Origin of the sequence: Coleofasciculus sp. G2-EDA-02 (assembly GCF_040226375.1) — a bacterium.
GTDB lineage: Bacteria > Cyanobacteriota > Cyanobacteriia > Cyanobacteriales > Coleofasciculaceae > Coleofasciculus.
In genome coordinates this window covers 28,429-42,101 of the sequence record NZ_JAVKEW010000200.1, presented here as the reverse complement: position 1 = coordinate 42,101, position 13,673 = coordinate 28,429, and the positions used below count along the sequence as shown (strand labels likewise).

The 13,673-nt window shown below is 45.0% G+C and carries 23 protein-coding genes; 12 read left to right on the top strand and 11 right to left on the bottom strand.

Features of this window, described 5'->3' with window-relative positions; genetic code table 11:
- Nucleotide 1 precedes the first annotated feature (1 nt).
- Entirely contained in the window at nt 2–862 is an 861-nt protein-coding gene (locus RLO19_RS23825) for a biotin--[acetyl-CoA-carboxylase] ligase (protein WP_446359879.1), read from the bottom strand.
- A 63-nt stretch (nt 863–925) separates the two neighbouring features.
- Between RLO19_RS23825 and pgeF the strand changes: the two genes are divergently transcribed.
- Entirely contained in the window at nt 926–1,723 is a 798-nt protein-coding gene (pgeF, locus tag RLO19_RS23820; RefSeq protein WP_446359878.1) for a peptidoglycan editing factor PgeF, read from the top strand.
- An 83-nt stretch (nt 1,724–1,806) separates the two neighbouring features.
- Here the strand turns inward: pgeF and RLO19_RS23815 are convergent, their stop codons facing one another.
- The 5 genes from RLO19_RS23815 to RLO19_RS23795 all read right to left on the bottom strand — a co-directional run bounded on the left by RLO19_RS23815 (nt 1,807) and on the right by RLO19_RS23795 (nt 4,519).
- Nucleotides 1,807–2,607: a TPM domain-containing protein gene (locus RLO19_RS23815; RefSeq protein ID WP_446337340.1), complete on the bottom strand. Its 801-nt coding sequence runs from the start codon at nt 2,605–2,607 to the stop codon at nt 1,807–1,809.
- Between the two features lie 177 nt (nt 2,608–2,784).
- Entirely contained in the window at nt 2,785–3,336 is a 552-nt protein-coding gene (locus RLO19_RS23810; protein WP_446359877.1) for a DUF948 domain-containing protein, read from the bottom strand.
- 11 nt (nt 3,337–3,347) lie between these two features.
- Nucleotides 3,348–3,701 (bottom strand): YtxH domain-containing protein, encoded by a 354-nt coding sequence (locus tag RLO19_RS23805; protein WP_446359876.1) that lies wholly within the window; start codon nt 3,699–3,701, stop codon nt 3,348–3,350.
- A gap of 79 nt (nt 3,702–3,780) precedes the next feature.
- Nucleotides 3,781–4,056: an HNH endonuclease gene (locus tag RLO19_RS23800; protein ID WP_446359905.1), complete on the bottom strand. Its 276-nt coding sequence runs from the start codon at nt 4,054–4,056 to the stop codon at nt 3,781–3,783.
- A 97-nt stretch (nt 4,057–4,153) separates the two neighbouring features.
- A complete protein-coding gene (locus RLO19_RS23795) occupies nt 4,154–4,519 on the bottom strand; it encodes a hypothetical protein (RefSeq protein WP_446359875.1) in 366 nt (121 codons plus the stop codon).
- A gap of 203 nt (nt 4,520–4,722) precedes the next feature.
- Here RLO19_RS23795 and RLO19_RS23790 point away from each other — a divergent pair, with 203 nt between their 5' ends.
- From RLO19_RS23790 to RLO19_RS23745, 10 genes are all read left to right on the top strand, one after another.
- A complete protein-coding gene (locus RLO19_RS23790; protein WP_446359874.1) occupies nt 4,723–5,286 on the top strand; it encodes a hypothetical protein in 564 nt (187 codons plus the stop codon).
- Between the two features lie 5 nt (nt 5,287–5,291).
- Complete coding sequence (locus RLO19_RS23785; RefSeq protein WP_446359873.1) at nt 5,292–5,621, top strand: hypothetical protein; 330 nt, start codon at nt 5,292–5,294, stop codon at nt 5,619–5,621.
- A gap of 2 nt (nt 5,622–5,623) precedes the next feature.
- Nucleotides 5,624–7,207 carry a hypothetical protein gene (locus RLO19_RS23780; protein ID WP_446359872.1) on the top strand — a complete coding sequence of 528 codons (1,584 nt, stop codon included), beginning with the start codon at nt 5,624–5,626 and terminating at the stop codon, nt 7,205–7,207.
- A gap of 3 nt (nt 7,208–7,210) precedes the next feature.
- Nucleotides 7,211–8,035 carry a hypothetical protein gene (locus RLO19_RS23775; protein ID WP_446359871.1) on the top strand — a complete coding sequence of 275 codons (825 nt, stop codon included), beginning with the start codon at nt 7,211–7,213 and terminating at the stop codon, nt 8,033–8,035.
- A gap of 98 nt (nt 8,036–8,133) precedes the next feature.
- Nucleotides 8,134–8,724 (top strand): hypothetical protein, encoded by a 591-nt coding sequence (locus RLO19_RS23770; RefSeq protein WP_446359870.1) that lies wholly within the window; start codon nt 8,134–8,136, stop codon nt 8,722–8,724.
- Complete coding sequence (locus tag RLO19_RS23765; RefSeq protein ID WP_446359869.1) at nt 8,724–8,954, top strand: hypothetical protein; 231 nt, start codon at nt 8,724–8,726, stop codon at nt 8,952–8,954. The genes RLO19_RS23770 and RLO19_RS23765 overlap by 1 nt, the downstream gene beginning before the upstream one ends.
- Nucleotides 8,951–9,475 carry a hypothetical protein gene (locus RLO19_RS23760; protein ID WP_446359868.1) on the top strand — a complete coding sequence of 175 codons (525 nt, stop codon included), beginning with the start codon at nt 8,951–8,953 and terminating at the stop codon, nt 9,473–9,475. The genes RLO19_RS23765 and RLO19_RS23760 overlap by 4 nt, the downstream gene beginning before the upstream one ends.
- 5 nt (nt 9,476–9,480) lie before the next feature.
- On the top strand, nt 9,481–10,212 hold the full coding sequence (locus tag RLO19_RS23755) for a hypothetical protein (RefSeq protein WP_446359867.1): 732 nt from the start codon (nt 9,481–9,483) through the stop codon (nt 10,210–10,212).
- 3 nt (nt 10,213–10,215) lie between these two features.
- A complete protein-coding gene (locus RLO19_RS23750) occupies nt 10,216–10,596 on the top strand; it encodes an FHA domain-containing protein (RefSeq protein WP_446359866.1) in 381 nt (126 codons plus the stop codon).
- Entirely contained in the window at nt 10,597–10,872 is a 276-nt protein-coding gene (locus tag RLO19_RS23745; RefSeq protein WP_446359865.1) for a hypothetical protein, read from the top strand.
- 362 nt (nt 10,873–11,234) lie between these two features.
- Here RLO19_RS23745 and RLO19_RS23740 read toward each other — a convergent pair whose 3' ends face one another.
- Nucleotides 11,235–11,492, bottom strand: coding sequence for a hypothetical protein (locus RLO19_RS23740; protein ID WP_446359864.1), 258 nt, complete (start codon nt 11,490–11,492; stop codon nt 11,235–11,237).
- Between the two features lie 98 nt (nt 11,493–11,590).
- Here RLO19_RS23740 and RLO19_RS23735 point away from each other — a divergent pair, with 98 nt between their 5' ends.
- Nucleotides 11,591–11,875, top strand: a complete 285-nt coding sequence (locus tag RLO19_RS23735) for a hypothetical protein (RefSeq protein WP_446359863.1) — start codon at nt 11,591–11,593, stop codon at nt 11,873–11,875.
- Here RLO19_RS23735 and RLO19_RS23730 read toward each other — a convergent pair.
- Genes RLO19_RS23730 through RLO19_RS23715 form a run of 4 tightly spaced genes read right to left on the bottom strand, consistent with a single transcriptional unit; the run spans nt 11,830 to nt 13,478 of the window.
- Nucleotides 11,830–12,180, bottom strand: a complete 351-nt coding sequence (locus RLO19_RS23730) for an HNH endonuclease (RefSeq protein ID WP_446359862.1) — start codon at nt 12,178–12,180, stop codon at nt 11,830–11,832. The two genes, RLO19_RS23735 and RLO19_RS23730, sit on opposite strands and share 46 nt — an antisense overlap.
- An 18-nt stretch (nt 12,181–12,198) precedes the next feature.
- Entirely contained in the window at nt 12,199–12,822 is a 624-nt protein-coding gene (locus RLO19_RS23725; protein WP_446359861.1) for an ArsR family transcriptional regulator, read from the bottom strand.
- A 13-nt stretch (nt 12,823–12,835) separates the two neighbouring features.
- Nucleotides 12,836–13,237: a hypothetical protein gene (locus tag RLO19_RS23720; RefSeq protein ID WP_446359860.1), complete on the bottom strand. Its 402-nt coding sequence runs from the start codon at nt 13,235–13,237 to the stop codon at nt 12,836–12,838.
- A complete protein-coding gene (locus RLO19_RS23715) occupies nt 13,227–13,478 on the bottom strand; it encodes a hypothetical protein (protein WP_446359859.1) in 252 nt (83 codons plus the stop codon). The genes RLO19_RS23720 and RLO19_RS23715 overlap by 11 nt, the downstream gene beginning before the upstream one ends.
- Nucleotides 13,479–13,673 lie beyond the last annotated feature (195 nt).

The following is a 13,673-nucleotide window of genomic DNA, read 5'->3' as shown; positions in this document are numbered from 1 at the left end:
TTCAAGGCACGTCTTGAGGATAACCCAGACTAATTGTACCGGGCTGGAGGTGAATTTCTGGACTGATTGCGGCGTCAGCATTTGCATCCGTTGCATCAGCTGAGGTCAACCCAACCCTTAGATCACCCCTTGACGTGACTCCTTTGACGATGCCAGGATTTCCGTTGACCTGAATCGAGGCTCCCTGATGAAACAGTAACCCTTGATAGGACAACCGTAAATTGTCAATGCCTGATTCTAACCCGTAGTGATACCCCGATCGCAATCCCTGTATCACGATTGCCGCTAACATTTCTATTGAGGTTACGGCTGGACTCGTTGGTTGAGTCTCAAAAAAGGATTGTAAATTAATCCCTGTTTCTGGCACAGGATTGCTCCAGTTAATGCCTATACCGATAACAGCTTTGGTTATTTGCCCCTGAGATAGGCGGGTTTCGGTAAGAATTCCACCTAACTTATAGCCCAGCAACAGCAGGTCATTGTGCCACTTAATCAGGACGGGAATACCATAGCTTCTCAAAGCGGTAGCAACGCCCCAAGCGCTGCACATTGTGAGCTGGGCGCTATTGGATGCTGCCAAATTAGTGGTTAAAGCCAAGGATAAGTATAACCCACCCGGAGCGGATTGCCATTGCCGTCCCCACTGTCCTCGTCCTGCGGTCTGTTGAGCGGCGATAACCACGGTGGGCGGTGTTGTTCCTCTATCCAGCAATTCCCAAAGGGTTTGATTTGTAGAGGATAGGCTATCAAATAAATAGACGGGAAGCCCTCGGATTTCTTGAAGTCCTGGGAGTCCAGAGTGGCATAGCTGTTGCGTGACGGTTTGGATGGCTATTTCCAGAGCTTGTTGATTAAGTACCACTACAGCTTAAAGGTTAGCTAAGCTAGCTTATTGTACTGCTCTTCTAACCTTTTATCCTGAACAATGCATACGTGGCACTGGCAAACTTGGGACAACTTACCTTATCTAACCTGTAGCCTTCTAGAACCTTGGCATCATGGCTTTTTCACCTCCGCTTTTTCACCCCGTCCCCCTGACCAAATCGTTGAAGCCCTGCAACCCGAAGCGACGGTTTATCGGGTGCACCAAGTTCATGGCAATACAGTCTTAACGCCGTCGGATTGTATCATGATTGGTGTAGTTGGTCAAGGGGAGAATCAGACACCTGAAAAACCTGCGGCTGATGGTATCTTCACTGAAAAGCCCCAGCAAGCTGTATGGGTTTGCACGGCTGACTGTACGCCTGTGCTGATTGGAGATGAAAAAACGGGACGAGTCGCGGCTATTCATGCGGGATGGCGAGGAACCGCGACTCGAATTGTGCCAAATACGATCGCGCGATTCCTGGAGGTAGGTAGCCGCCTAGAAAATCTCCGGGTTGCCATGGGACCTGCGATCGCGCCAGAAGTGTATCAAGTCTCGGAAACCGTTGCCATAGAAGTGGGTTCTACTATTATCCCTAAGGATAAAACAAATACCCCTGAATCGATTTTGGATGAATTACAGCAGCTGCCCCATTCTCCCATTTTCGATGATCCCCATCCGGGACGAGTCCGCTTAGATGTGCGACGGGTGAACGCGATACAACTCGAACAACTCGGCTTAGATCACGAGCAAGTTGCGATCGCGTCTCACTGTACCTATCAGCAACCCGAGTATTTCTTCTCCTATCGTCGCACTCAGCAAAAAAATGTGCAGTGGTCAGGAATTGTCAGCAAATAAGGCTCCAGAGCAGCAAGCAGACATGATCAGGGCGCATAGACATGCGCCCCAACCAAGTTATTACTGATTCAGCCAACTTATAATTACATTTCCGACGCTGTCGTTTGACCAATGAATGGTGACAGGTAAGCCACTAACGCCCCTAGTGCAAAAGCCAGGACATTTCGGAATAAGGGCAACCATTCAGCCGTTCGAGTGACAACTGGACCGATTCCGAAAGCAATGAAGAGAATACCCCACAAGGGAGAAAAGATTAACGCCCATTGCCAAGCCACAAGTTGTCCATCTTTGCGAGGAATCGCCGCAAATCCTAAAACCACACCACCTACCAAGGAGGTAATCAGGGTGAGAATCCACTGTTCTTGAGGCAAGCCTGGAACAACCTGACATCCACCTTTATTTAGGCAAGTTTTAACCGTATCTAATGCATTGACAATTGCCTGGTTTTCCCCATTCTCGCGCACAAAGTAGAGGTTACCAAAGCGTGTCTGTAGTTCTACCCAAAAGGTACGGGGTAGAAATTGATATAAATCGTCGCCCACATTAAAGCCCAACAGATTACCGCCTCGTGGGTCAGCAATCAGTAAAACGCTTTTATCATTGAGTCCCCAGTAATCGCGAACGGCTAAACCGGGTGTACGGTCATATTGGGTTAATACCCGCAGCTTCCAACCTGTTTGTGCCTCAAACGTTTCTATGTCTTGAATTAGGGCTTCTTCCTGAAGCTGAGGCAGCAGATTCGCCAAATCAATAATGGGAGTCTGGGTTTTCGGGAGTAGGTCGGGGTTGTTATAAGCCTGGGCGGATGGTGCGATCGCCCAAACAGAGCCAGCAATACAAAATGCTGCCAAGATTACCAAAAATCGTTTTAAAAGATCCAGCATTGCGATACACAAAACAATGGACAGGGACGGGATATCTTAAACGGGAGATAAGGTCAGGTTAAGGTAAAGATTTCTTTACACTTGTTTACTTTACTCTAATATTTGGGATTTGTCATTCGTCATTCGTCCTTTATTTGCTCCGGTGTTCCTGAAGCCCCTCCGCTCTCCTGAGAACTCTTACTCCAAGGGTTCCTCAGAAGATTTGATACCTTCATATTGCCGAGGAACAGGAGCATTATCCTGAATTTCCTCGTAGGAACGCTCATACTGCGGTTCAACCCTATCCAGTTCAGCATCTTGTTCTTGCAGATCAACAGCCTTGCGTTCAGAGGGAGGTAAGCGATCAAGGGAGCGACGACTAGTAGCAGGGTTCCTCCAGGTTTTCCAAGCCGCCTTGACACCGGCGACAACACTACGAGTGCCGATTTGCGCTTTTTTCGCCTGATTTTTTGCACCCTGGATGCTTTGATCAACTTGTTGTACCACTTGACCGGCGCTTTTAACGCCCTCATTCATATCATTGCTCAAATCACTAATTTCTAAACCCGTCAGGCGAATCGACTCTAAAGTTGGCGGTAATTCCCGCCGCAGCGTATCCGCTAACTTTTCCACACTACGGGCTGCTCGTGCTAACTCTTGCAGCGCCGGTAATGCTGCCACTAAAACAGCCGTTAAGCTCACCGCTACTAATAAAATGGATAGTCCAAGCCAAAATAGAGGATCAATCACCGACAGGTTGCCTACACTTGATGGTCAGAAGCGGACATGGGGGATTCAGTCGCCACGTCAGATGGAGACGAGTTGAGTTCGTCTCGTGTCCGGGCGGAAGCCTCTCGTCCGGCTGCGATCGCGTCTCGCAGTCGTGTCAGAGTTCCATCCCAGTTGCGTAGGGCAGATTCTGAAAGGCGATCGGCTTGTAATTGTACAGTTGTTGATAGATCTTCAGCCAAATCAGGTAGGGCATCTGTGGACTTTTTCAACAACCGTCGTGTATCCCGACCTGGACGCGGGGCAATTAGCAATCCGGTTAGGGTGCCAATGACACCCCCCACGACTAAACCCCCAATAAATGCTCCAGCACTCTTTTTTGACATCGTTTGCTCTCTATCCTTACACCAATTTTAGGCAGATTTGCTCAGGGAATTTGATGAGAAATCCCTGTGCGTGAAGCTTTCACTTCACACGGCTCAAGCCATTCCCTAGGCTATTATTCCCGTGTATTTGCTGGTGACAAATATAGTGAACCCATCGTAGATTGTCGTAGGTGTCTTTTCCACCTTGACTTTTGGGTACGATGTGATGTTTATGCAGTTCTTCCCCATTGTATAGGGATTCACCGCATATTGGGCATTTGTGTTTTTGTCTTTCCCTTAAGAACATCCAATGGTCTAGAGCTTTAAATGTCTCGGATGAGACAGCCACTCTGAAGTAATTTGCCCATCCTCTGATGATTGGGTTGCAACTTTAGTTGCTAGGCTAAACGCCTTGCTTGGTTTCATCCCTCGGATAAATCGTGAGGGCTTTCACCATCGCTTATCTGTAAGGTTCAGAGTTTTGAACTTTTGGCAGGCGATCGCTTCCCACGACGGCGTCGCCTAGACCGATAGGTCTTTTGGATCAAGCCCAACACCATCAAGACCTGCTCCACTCGTTGTAACTGAAACTCTAAATGCTGATAGCGCTTTTTTAATCCATGGACACCGATCTGCCCTCTAGAGATGGCTTGGGGAGCGCCATGCAAGACCCTATAGGTACTTCGTTCAGCCAAGGCGACAATATCAGCCGCTGCTGCTAGCACCCGTCGTAACTTCCAAATCCGCCACGCCAGATAAAAACCAAATAGCGAGATCAGCAGATTGAAAATTACAACAACAATTAGCATGTTTAGGGATTGGGCAGTGAACTGTCGCATCTATATCAAACAGATGCACCATTAATTCTAGGATACTAACCCTTACCGCCCTACCTAAATCTATATAGAATAAGCCTTTAGGAATGCCAGGAGGCGGACTTGAACCGCCGACACGGGGATTTTCAGTCCTTGTAATATCCTTTTCTATTCTAGACCTTTTAATTTTAAAATAAATTTATTGTTGCAACAAGCATAAAATAACCTTGAGAAAAACAGAAGTGTGGTACAAGTATCAGGAGGACACTTGGCAAGTGTTTTTTGCTTACGGGATTGAAATCTCTGCCTTGAACCGATCAGCACTTGTTCCAGGAAATCGAAAATGTTGGCGATCAAGTGGCTTGGGCGGAGACTATTCAAGTCGTTTTGAAATTTTTTTTTGTGCCGAGAATGCAACTCATACAAATGTTGGCGGGCCTTTGACACATCGTGGAGATACACGTATCGGTCTTTTTGCTGACGGAATCCGATATCCAAATGCAGGTTGGTTTTATGTCCCACAGGAGCACAATTTGACGATAGTTGAATCGATTGTGAGGACTCCGGGCTATTCTAGTCATGGATCTTGCCCCAATAATTGTTTGATGCCTGGATGTGAATTTGTAATATTTGACGGTAGCAAAGAAATCTTTAACAAAAAAGAGGAGACTTGCCCAGAGTGGCAAATCAAGAAACAATCTTGCCCACCAGAAACTTGTGAGTGTCGCCACGGTAATAGAATCTGTTGTTTCAGTCCCGATGGTAGAATAGTAAAAACCTTCTTAGTGTGATATACATGGCAGATTTGACGCTAATTGAGCAGTGTGGCGCAGGCGCAACTATATCTAGTGGCGTTTTAACTATTGTTTTGAGTCAGGTGGGAATTGACTCTGCGTCTCCGACAACTTCTCAAATACTTGGAGCGTTGGTGTTAAAAAGACGCTCTTTGATGACTGATGCATTAGCTAGTGATCCAACTGTTGGCTGCTCGGTTGGAGAACCATTATCTGGGTTAACAACCCGGGGAAGTCGCCAACAATCTGAGCAGCAGTACTTAGTTTCTTTATATAGAGATATTGATTCGCAGCTTGTGGCGATCTCCGATCCAGATGATATTTCAATTTAATTATGATTTGTGAATCCCTGGCAACCAAAGCCGAATTAAGGACTCTGGAAAAGAAATTGGCAGCGTTAGAAGGAAAATTTATTCCTAAGAGCGATCGCGGCTCCATTGTTAGAGAGGGGGGCCACCTAGGGAAAGCCATGACGCTTCCACTTGTGGGTGGAATGATTGCATCTCAGGTTAGTCCCGTGCAGGCGACTGCTACCACCGCCTTAGGTAAAGCTCAGCAAGCCTGGGGAACGGCTTCGGTCGCTCAAAATACTGCTCAATCAGCAGCTTCTGCTGCTGCGGGTGCAGCTAGTTTAGCCGCCAAAGCCATGTCTATTGCTGCCTCCGCCGCTGCTGCGATCGCGGGTATTTTAGCAAGTATTGCGGCTCTTAAAGTTCTTGGTAGTAGGATCGATGCCGTTGAGCGCGGGTTAAATCGATTAGGATCAGAATTATCTCGGCTTTACTCACAGATTACCCCCATAAAAAGCAAGGCAGATCGAGCCTTAGCTTTGGCACAACAAGCCTTGTCTCGCGCCATGATTCCTGGACCAAAAGGGGAACCAGGTCCAGCCGGCAAACCAGGGGTTAAAGGGGAGCCAGGTCCAGCCGGTAAACCAGGGGTTAAAGGGGAGCCAGGTCCAGCCGGTAAACCAGGGGTTAAAGGGGAGCCAGGTCCAGCCGGCAAACCAGGGGTTAAAGGGGAGCCAGGTCCAGCCGGTAAACCAGGTGTAGATGGTAAACCAGGAAAGGATGCAAAAGTGGACCCAGCAATGCGAGCTCAATTACAGCGAATTGAGTCTAATACAAGAACCAATAAAAATTTGCTTCAGCAAGTAAAAACTAAAATAGACGAAGGATTCAAGAAGACACAAGAACGTTTTGATAAGCTTTCTAAGCGACTACGACTACCGGAAGTTTTGAATGCATTGACTTTAATTACCGTGTTGCACAATGGAGCAATGCTTAGTCAAAATTTAGCTAATACTTTACTTGATACTGTTTCAACTGGACTTGCAGTGATTGGGATTAAGGATGAAAATGGTAGCCCTATTAATATTCAGGAAGTTTTGGGGACGCAAGCTAGTAATTTTATGAAATCTATCTTGGGAGAGCAAGTTTGGAACAATACCATTCTCAAATGGAAAGCAGCCAACCGAATTTATCAAGCTGGGGCTAATGTGGCGGGGATTGTAACAAATCTCAGCAATGAATCTTTAAACTTTCTGGAACTTATTGGCGAGAACACAGGAAAAATTGGTAATTCGTTGAAGAGAGCTAGAGTTGTAGCTGAGACCGATTATCCTTGGATGCCAGAGCAAGTGACGCGCGGCACTATACTATTTGAAAGGATTGAAAACTTAGAAGAGGCGGCTAGTACAATTCAGCAAATCTTTCAAGCACCACTTGACATAGGAGAACAATGGCTGGAACTTAGAAAAGCTAATGAAGAGTTTGAACGAGCGATAGAGGAAGAAACCCCGCGTTTGCGACCAGACAACCAACCAGTCGAACAAGCAGTTGATAGCGCTAAGATGGCATCGAAAACGGCGCCGCTTAATATTGGAGAAGCCAACACAGAGGCAGGAGATCTATTGTAGAAAGTGGCATTACCTAATAATTTTTCTCCTTCGGAGCAGTTGCAGGATTTAATCCGAAAAGTCTGGAACAGAAAAGTTAGAGAGCACTTTAAAGACCTTGGGGGAGAAGATTGGGAACCTAATCTTAGCTCCACCCGGGCACAGTATAGAGTTGGCTGCACTCATTTAGAAAATGATACGACAGCCATGACTCAGTTACGAATTGAATTGTTCAGTGATATTAAAAACGGCTCGGTTCTTAGCTATCAATATATTTTTGGAATCCCCAAAGACAAGCTAGACGGAGAGGTTGCTTATGTCCCACATGTAACACTTTACTTTTGCCAAAAGTCAATAGATGTTGAGCCTAGGATGCATTTCAAAGAAGGGGAGATCACATTTAGGTGGACTGAAGAAACTGAGGAGTCAATCACGTCGGCAAAAATAGAGAATTTGGCAAATAAAATTAAGCTAAAATTTACTAATCCTACCTACAGATGGAACAAGGGTAAAACTTACTACTATTACTATGACAAGCAAAAAGGGTATGATTTTAGATTGTTGGCGAGGAATGTCACAGAAGCCAAACGCATAATTGCAGACGTTCTTGATCTAAGGAACGATATCCCTGACTGGAAAAGTTATTTGAGGTTTACTGAGGTCGAGAATCCTAGGGAAACATTTCCAGAAAGCACGGGGACAAAAACAGTCTTGTCGAAGCCCAGGAAAAAACCTGTGCGGCGTCCAGAGGTTGATGTTTATTTTCGCTACGCCTTACTTAGCATTCCGTTGGTTGCAACTATTACACTTGTCGATTTAACTGGAACCCGCTCTCGTCCAGTTGTTTGACTGGGGGTAAATTTAATCGGTTTGCTATAGTAAACCGACCACAAAAACCGATAGATTTCGGTGGTAGTCTAGGGAAATAACGAAATCATTAGAGGATTATGGCAACAAGACTACCAAGCTGGATGCTTGAGCGGCGTTTGGAACAGACTCGAGCTCGTGAGCAATATTTGACAAACAAGAATAAGCAAGACGAAACTTTTAACAGTAATGTTGAGCCTCGTCCAACTGTCCAAGTGGGTTATCGGAGTTTATTGCAGCTTGTTGGGGCCACTCCAGCACCGGCAATGGTGGCAATTAAAACCTCGGAATCTGCATGCAAGTGGTACGAGGGGTTGGGAACAACTGGGACTTTGGGGGCTTCTCATACAAAGCTTGGCTTAACCTACGGAGATTTGTCTGATTTTTTGGAGGTCACTAAGTTTGATGTCAGCAAAATTATTTCCAAGCTTGGCGGAACCCCAACACCAATTAAGACTGCGTGGGGAACGCGATATATCCGATACACAAAATCTGGCGAAGGAAATGCAAGGGCTTCATATACTGCACCTATTAGCGTTAAAACTGGAGCAGTAACCGTTGCAGCCATAGAGTCCGCAGCTCGAGCTATAGCCACGGCTGTAGCGTCTGATATTGGCTCAAATGGAAGTATTTACCTGGAATTTGAGGAGGCCACTAATCGGATTGTGTAATGATTGAGGTGGATTCAGTTCATAGATTAATTAGTGTTCCTGCTATTTGGGTACCTGTTCCAGATATGCAAGTGCAGGAAATCGGAAATATGATTGAGCGATCACGAGCCGCTCAATCGTTCCTCCGACAGGAGATTTCTTTTGATGACTACTTGTGCCTTTTGGCAGAGCAGGGATTTGATCCAATGGATTTTTATGATATTTGGGATAACGGGGGGACTTTTCTGTGACTTTGCAAATTGATGTTACCGGAAGTGGGAAATGGAACCTTACTTACACGGTAGCCAAGCAAGCCTCAGAAGATCGGAAAAAATTCAACAGTCGCTATAAGCGGCTTATTGATCCATTTGATATCCCCATAATTTTTGAAAGTCATGTAATTGCGGTAGCCACTAGATACCTGAATGCACCTACAACCTGGTACAACGCTGGGCAGTTGATTCAGTTGGCAATTGGAGCTACGATAAATGATCCGGATGCTTGGGGGGAAGGATACGGCGAATCTGAACCAATTATTATTAGCAGGAAAAACGTTCGGCTCAACCAGTCTCTAGAGATATTTTTCATGGAGCCAGTTGGATCTGAGCTGCGACTAGGATTTAATCCGCGTCCTTGGATACCTGAATTTTCCATGGGAATCTATGAATTCCTAGGCACTACTTTTGACACTACAGAAGAAATGATAGAAGCGACTAGGGCGCAATTGACAACTATGGAAGCAAAGATTAATGTTATTAATGATAAATTGTAAACGTCATGTCTACACAACATTATCGCTCTTTAAGTTTTGCTTTGAGGTTCAATAGTGCGGTTCCTGTGTGGAGTCGTGAGCTTTATAGCCCAGCTACTATTGATAGTGCCGAGGTTTTCACGGATTACAAATACTCCGGTTTTATTGACCAGCTCCAGGTAATTGGTGTAGTTCGGAATAACCATCAGTTTAGTATTTGGCTTGATTGGGAAGGAGAGGAAACTTTGTTAACTAACAAAATATCTCTTACAAGAAGTACTCCGCCAAAGGATTTGCTTCCGATTATTAGCGCAACGGGTATTTTCAAGATCTCTGAAGGATTTAGACTTGGGATTCAGCTTCATACTCCTGACAATTTAATTGAGGGAGATGTAATTACATTTTTAGGATTTGTCAGAGAAGAGGGAGTCTTGATCACTCCAACTGAGCAAGCTCCTACTATAGAAGAGCCAATTCCTTTGGTCTTACAAGGAGGTTGGACGTTTACCGGCGACTCCCCGTATCTGCGAAAATATGGGGACTACGTGGAAATTGTTGGACAAGTAAGCCACCCAGGAACACCGGGATACCAAGGAAATGTAATTGTTCTGCCAAGCGGTTATAGACCGCCAGAGCAAATAATTTACTACGGGGGTATAGAATCAAATCCACCTAAATTAAGCATTGAAACGTCGGGGGAAATTAAATATTGGTTTGGAGCCACAAGTTTCCCTATTAATTTTATTTTTAAAACATGAACAATGGAGAATGAATTTTATATTCAGATTGACCAAAGTCCACCAATAGATGTATCCAAAGTCAAGTCATTTAAAATTGGTAGAATCCTCACCGAAAAGAAAGAGGTTAAGTTTCTTATCAATGACAGAGCCATCTCTGCTACCCATTGCACCGTTTTAGTTTGCAAGGAAACAAATCCCCACTTTTGGGTTTGGGATGGAGACGGACAAGTTGGGTCTAAAAACAAAACTATAGTGAACGGGTTACGATCACTAGATGGCTCTGCAATACAAGAGACCGACAAAGGATGTCCCGTTTTCCATGGTGATTTTGTAAACATTGCAAATCATACAGTCAAGTTTTTAGTTTCCAAGATCACAAGCGAGCGGGACGCAACTTTATAAGTGGATTCAGCAATTATAGAAATAATAGTAGCAGTAGCTGTTGGACTTTACGTCTCCAAAACCACAATTGACAAACGATTTGTTGAGTTGCGGGGCGAAATGGATCAGCTAAAGTCATCGCTAGATAGGCGATGCGATGAAATTGAATCTCTTGCGCGGCGAGTTGAAGCGGCTACTCACGCGATAGACAATCAGCAAGACAAAAATATTAATATTTCTATTACACACAAAAATGCGAACCAATTTGAATCTGACGCAGATTTTGACGATCTTTGAATTTTTATCTCAACTTTCAAGACCAGCAGGAATAATTTACAATAAGAACGACACCGTCGTTTGGCGAAACGAAGCTTCTATCAGGCTAATGAAAAAATGGTATAGGCAGTTCCCAAGATTTGAAGTTCCTTCCTGCACGAACCACTTGCAAAATTCATTGGAGCTACGGAGTCTCAAAAAAGATGTTCTCAAACTCAATTCAATTACTCAATTGCCATCACCCACATTTTTAGAAAAAAAATATGAGTTGATTTTCCCCGGCATTGGACATATATGGGTTCGCGATAGATTTTATAGGCTTGTTTTTGGCTTCAAAACGTACCGAATATTTGAAAATATAAGTAGTTCCATTCCAATCGGAATTATTCGCGGCGATTGAGTTTTACTGCTTTCCACCAGTAGTATGCTTCAGTTTTGCCTGGGTCACCAAATCTGGCTCTGGCGACTAGCTCCTCTGCCTTCTCTGCGCCAACGGCATTGATCAATTTAGCTTTTAACTGTGGGCTGGGTTCTTGGCGGGGTAATGCTAATTTTTGAAATGGCGTGGGCTGTTTGTGTCGTTTTCTTAGGTAAGTTACTGCCAAAATTGCAGCGACGACTAGACAAGTAATTAGCCACATATTAAACAATCGCTAAACTCTGCTCACTATAATTTGGAAGTGACGGGAGTTCAGCGATCGCAGTACAACTGAAGTATGACCTAAATCAGTGTACTACCATGATTGTAGCGTTTGTCAGCTTGTGTCTACTGGTATCTGGAGCGTTGATAGTTTGGTTGATAGTGACCGCCAGTGAACAACGGAAACCTGGGTGGAAACCGCCAGCGGTAAAAAAGGGACGCAAGCTAGATCCGCAATTACAGCGGCGGCTGGAATTACTGGCGGGAAGTAAGGAGACGGCGCGACGGTTGGTGATAGCTGTAGCCCGCGGTAATCCCAAGAAAAATACGCGATGGTGTCAGGAAAAAGCGATCGCAGATTTAGAGCGCGATCGCAGGGCATAACTAACCCGCTGTCGGTGGCGATTGTCGTACCGTAAATGACACCCACTGCACAGTGCGGCGAGGTTTTCAAGGCGGCAGTCCTGGGGCTGATGGTTGAGGTGGGCTGTAGTTAAAATGTAGCGCTGCTTTTTAAAAACTAAGCCGATCGCGTTCAACTGCTCCAGGTGATTTTCCTGAATGAAAGTTTCCCAAGTCTGCCCTGGTCGCCGACAAATTCTGCTACAAAATTGACACTGCCATTCGGCGGCGGACTTAACCGCCAGTGCGATCGCGTCCCAATTTTTAGGATAAAGCTCACGTTTCATTGGCATGGGAAAACTATTTCACTCCATCGCCTCAATCTCCATGTTTTCTCCTTGGACTCTTACGTAATAAGTAGAGGAATTTGATTCCCATTCTTCTTCTGGAACATCACCTTCATCATCTGCATTGCCTTCTGAGTAAAAAGTCGTGAGATCAACTTTTACTAAAATGCTATCTTTGTCTTCCTCGAACAAGGTGGCATCATTTATAAAAATTTGATGAGTTTCCACCCATGAATTATAACCTTCCTCTGAAGGAACAAGTGAAACCACTGATTCAGCAGTAGTATCATCACATGGATCTGATTGCTTTTCCCAAACAAAAACTGTGTTTAGCAATTCAGATTCAAGAAAATCCTGAATTTTATTTTTTAAACCCGTCTCTATCTTAGACTCTAAAAACTTAACTTCTTCGTGGTTAATTGAATAAATTATTAGCCGTCCGCTTACTGCGCGATTTAGAATCGCATGACCAAAGAGACAATTCAATGTCCTGCTTGCAGTGCTACGCGACAATTTCAACCGCTTAGCTATATCGCCTACAGCCAAGGAACCGTAGGCATTTAGGAGCAAGTAGACTTTTTTCTGCGTTGGCGATAAATCGTCAACTATGTTTTTAACTTTTGGTTTGTTGTCACTCAACATCAAACTCACTCCATTAAATGACTGGCATGGGATAACGCTCCAGCATTAATAGTAAATCGATGTCGCGGTTGTCCTTGATTGGCTCCCAAGTTTGAAAACTTGGAATAACCCGGCTTGTTATCCAATCCACCACTGAATTCTTGTTGTAGTCCCTCAAAAGGCACTTCAGTTTCAACAAATCGTTGGTGCGCCCAGATAGGAAGCGATCGATTTCACAGGCGACCCCTGCCATACGAAGCCCTTCAAGATTATTGCGTGGTCTTTTAGGTAGGCTTGGCTTTATTCTGTCTTGCATTGCCCAGTAGAAGTAAGAACACGTTTTGCTTGTTGATTGGGTTGTTAGCCGCGATTGCAGCCAAAACGGACGCGGTGAACTTTTGGCGACTAAGCGGACTGGCAGGAATTTAAGCTTCATCTTGCCCCCGTACCCCTTCTGATCGCTGAGGCACCTTGTGTTCTATCGATATCAATTGAGAGTAGTCGCGAAGGATTGCCGCGTCTTCGCCATCTGGTGAAAGGAATAGGGATTCAAATCCAAAGACAATCTGAATGCATGGCTTACCGTCGTCGGGGTAGATCCAGTCGATCCAGTCAATGCGGTCTAAGTTAATGGTTTGCGCTGAGAGTTTGAGAAATCGTAAATATGCGTGGTTCATGTTGGTGGGTCTGGTAGGTCGTCATAGCTCATCCCAGCCAGCTCCATAGCCTGAATTAACCGCTTGACCTGCCAAAGCGACAATTTTAACTCGTGCCGTCCTCGCTTGTAGTTGTTGAACGTCCGATCTGTGATTCCTATGAATGCAGCCAATTGAGACTGCTTCCAACCTAGTCGCTTTAGTAGCTCAGTCAAA

Bases quoted from the DNA above. Each gene is read 5' to 3' on its own strand.
- pgeF (WP_446359878.1), top strand. From the start codon at position 926: ATGCATACGTGGCACTGGCAAACTTGGGACAACTTACCTTATCTAACC.
- RLO19_RS23815 (WP_446337340.1), bottom strand. From the start codon at position 2,607: ATGCTGGATCTTTTAAAACGATTTTTGGTAATCTTGGCAGCATTTTGT.
- RLO19_RS23805 (WP_446359876.1), bottom strand. From the start codon at position 3,701: ATGTCAAAAAAGAGTGCTGGAGCATTTATTGGGGGTTTAGTCGTGGGG.
- RLO19_RS23795 (WP_446359875.1), bottom strand. From the start codon at position 4,519: ATGCGACAGTTCACTGCCCAATCCCTAAACATGCTAATTGTTGTTGTA.
- RLO19_RS23785 (WP_446359873.1), top strand. From the start codon at position 5,292: ATGGCAGATTTGACGCTAATTGAGCAGTGTGGCGCAGGCGCAACTATA.
- RLO19_RS23780 (WP_446359872.1), top strand. From the start codon at position 5,624: ATGATTTGTGAATCCCTGGCAACCAAAGCCGAATTAAGGACTCTGGAA.
- RLO19_RS23770 (WP_446359870.1), top strand. From the start codon at position 8,134: ATGGCAACAAGACTACCAAGCTGGATGCTTGAGCGGCGTTTGGAACAG.
- RLO19_RS23765 (WP_446359869.1), top strand. From the start codon at position 8,724: ATGATTGAGGTGGATTCAGTTCATAGATTAATTAGTGTTCCTGCTATT.
- RLO19_RS23755 (WP_446359867.1), top strand. From the start codon at position 9,481: ATGTCTACACAACATTATCGCTCTTTAAGTTTTGCTTTGAGGTTCAAT.
- RLO19_RS23750 (WP_446359866.1), top strand. From the start codon at position 10,216: ATGGAGAATGAATTTTATATTCAGATTGACCAAAGTCCACCAATAGAT.
- RLO19_RS23740 (WP_446359864.1), bottom strand. From the start codon at position 11,492: ATGTGGCTAATTACTTGTCTAGTCGTCGCTGCAATTTTGGCAGTAACT.
- RLO19_RS23735 (WP_446359863.1), top strand. From the start codon at position 11,591: ATGATTGTAGCGTTTGTCAGCTTGTGTCTACTGGTATCTGGAGCGTTG.
- RLO19_RS23730 (WP_446359862.1), bottom strand. From the start codon at position 12,180: ATGAAACGTGAGCTTTATCCTAAAAATTGGGACGCGATCGCACTGGCG.
- RLO19_RS23725 (WP_446359861.1), bottom strand. From the start codon at position 12,822: ATGTTGAGTGACAACAAACCAAAAGTTAAAAACATAGTTGACGATTTA.
- RLO19_RS23720 (WP_446359860.1), bottom strand. From the start codon at position 13,237: ATGAAGCTTAAATTCCTGCCAGTCCGCTTAGTCGCCAAAAGTTCACCG.
- RLO19_RS23715 (WP_446359859.1), bottom strand. From the start codon at position 13,478: ATGAACCACGCATATTTACGATTTCTCAAACTCTCAGCGCAAACCATT.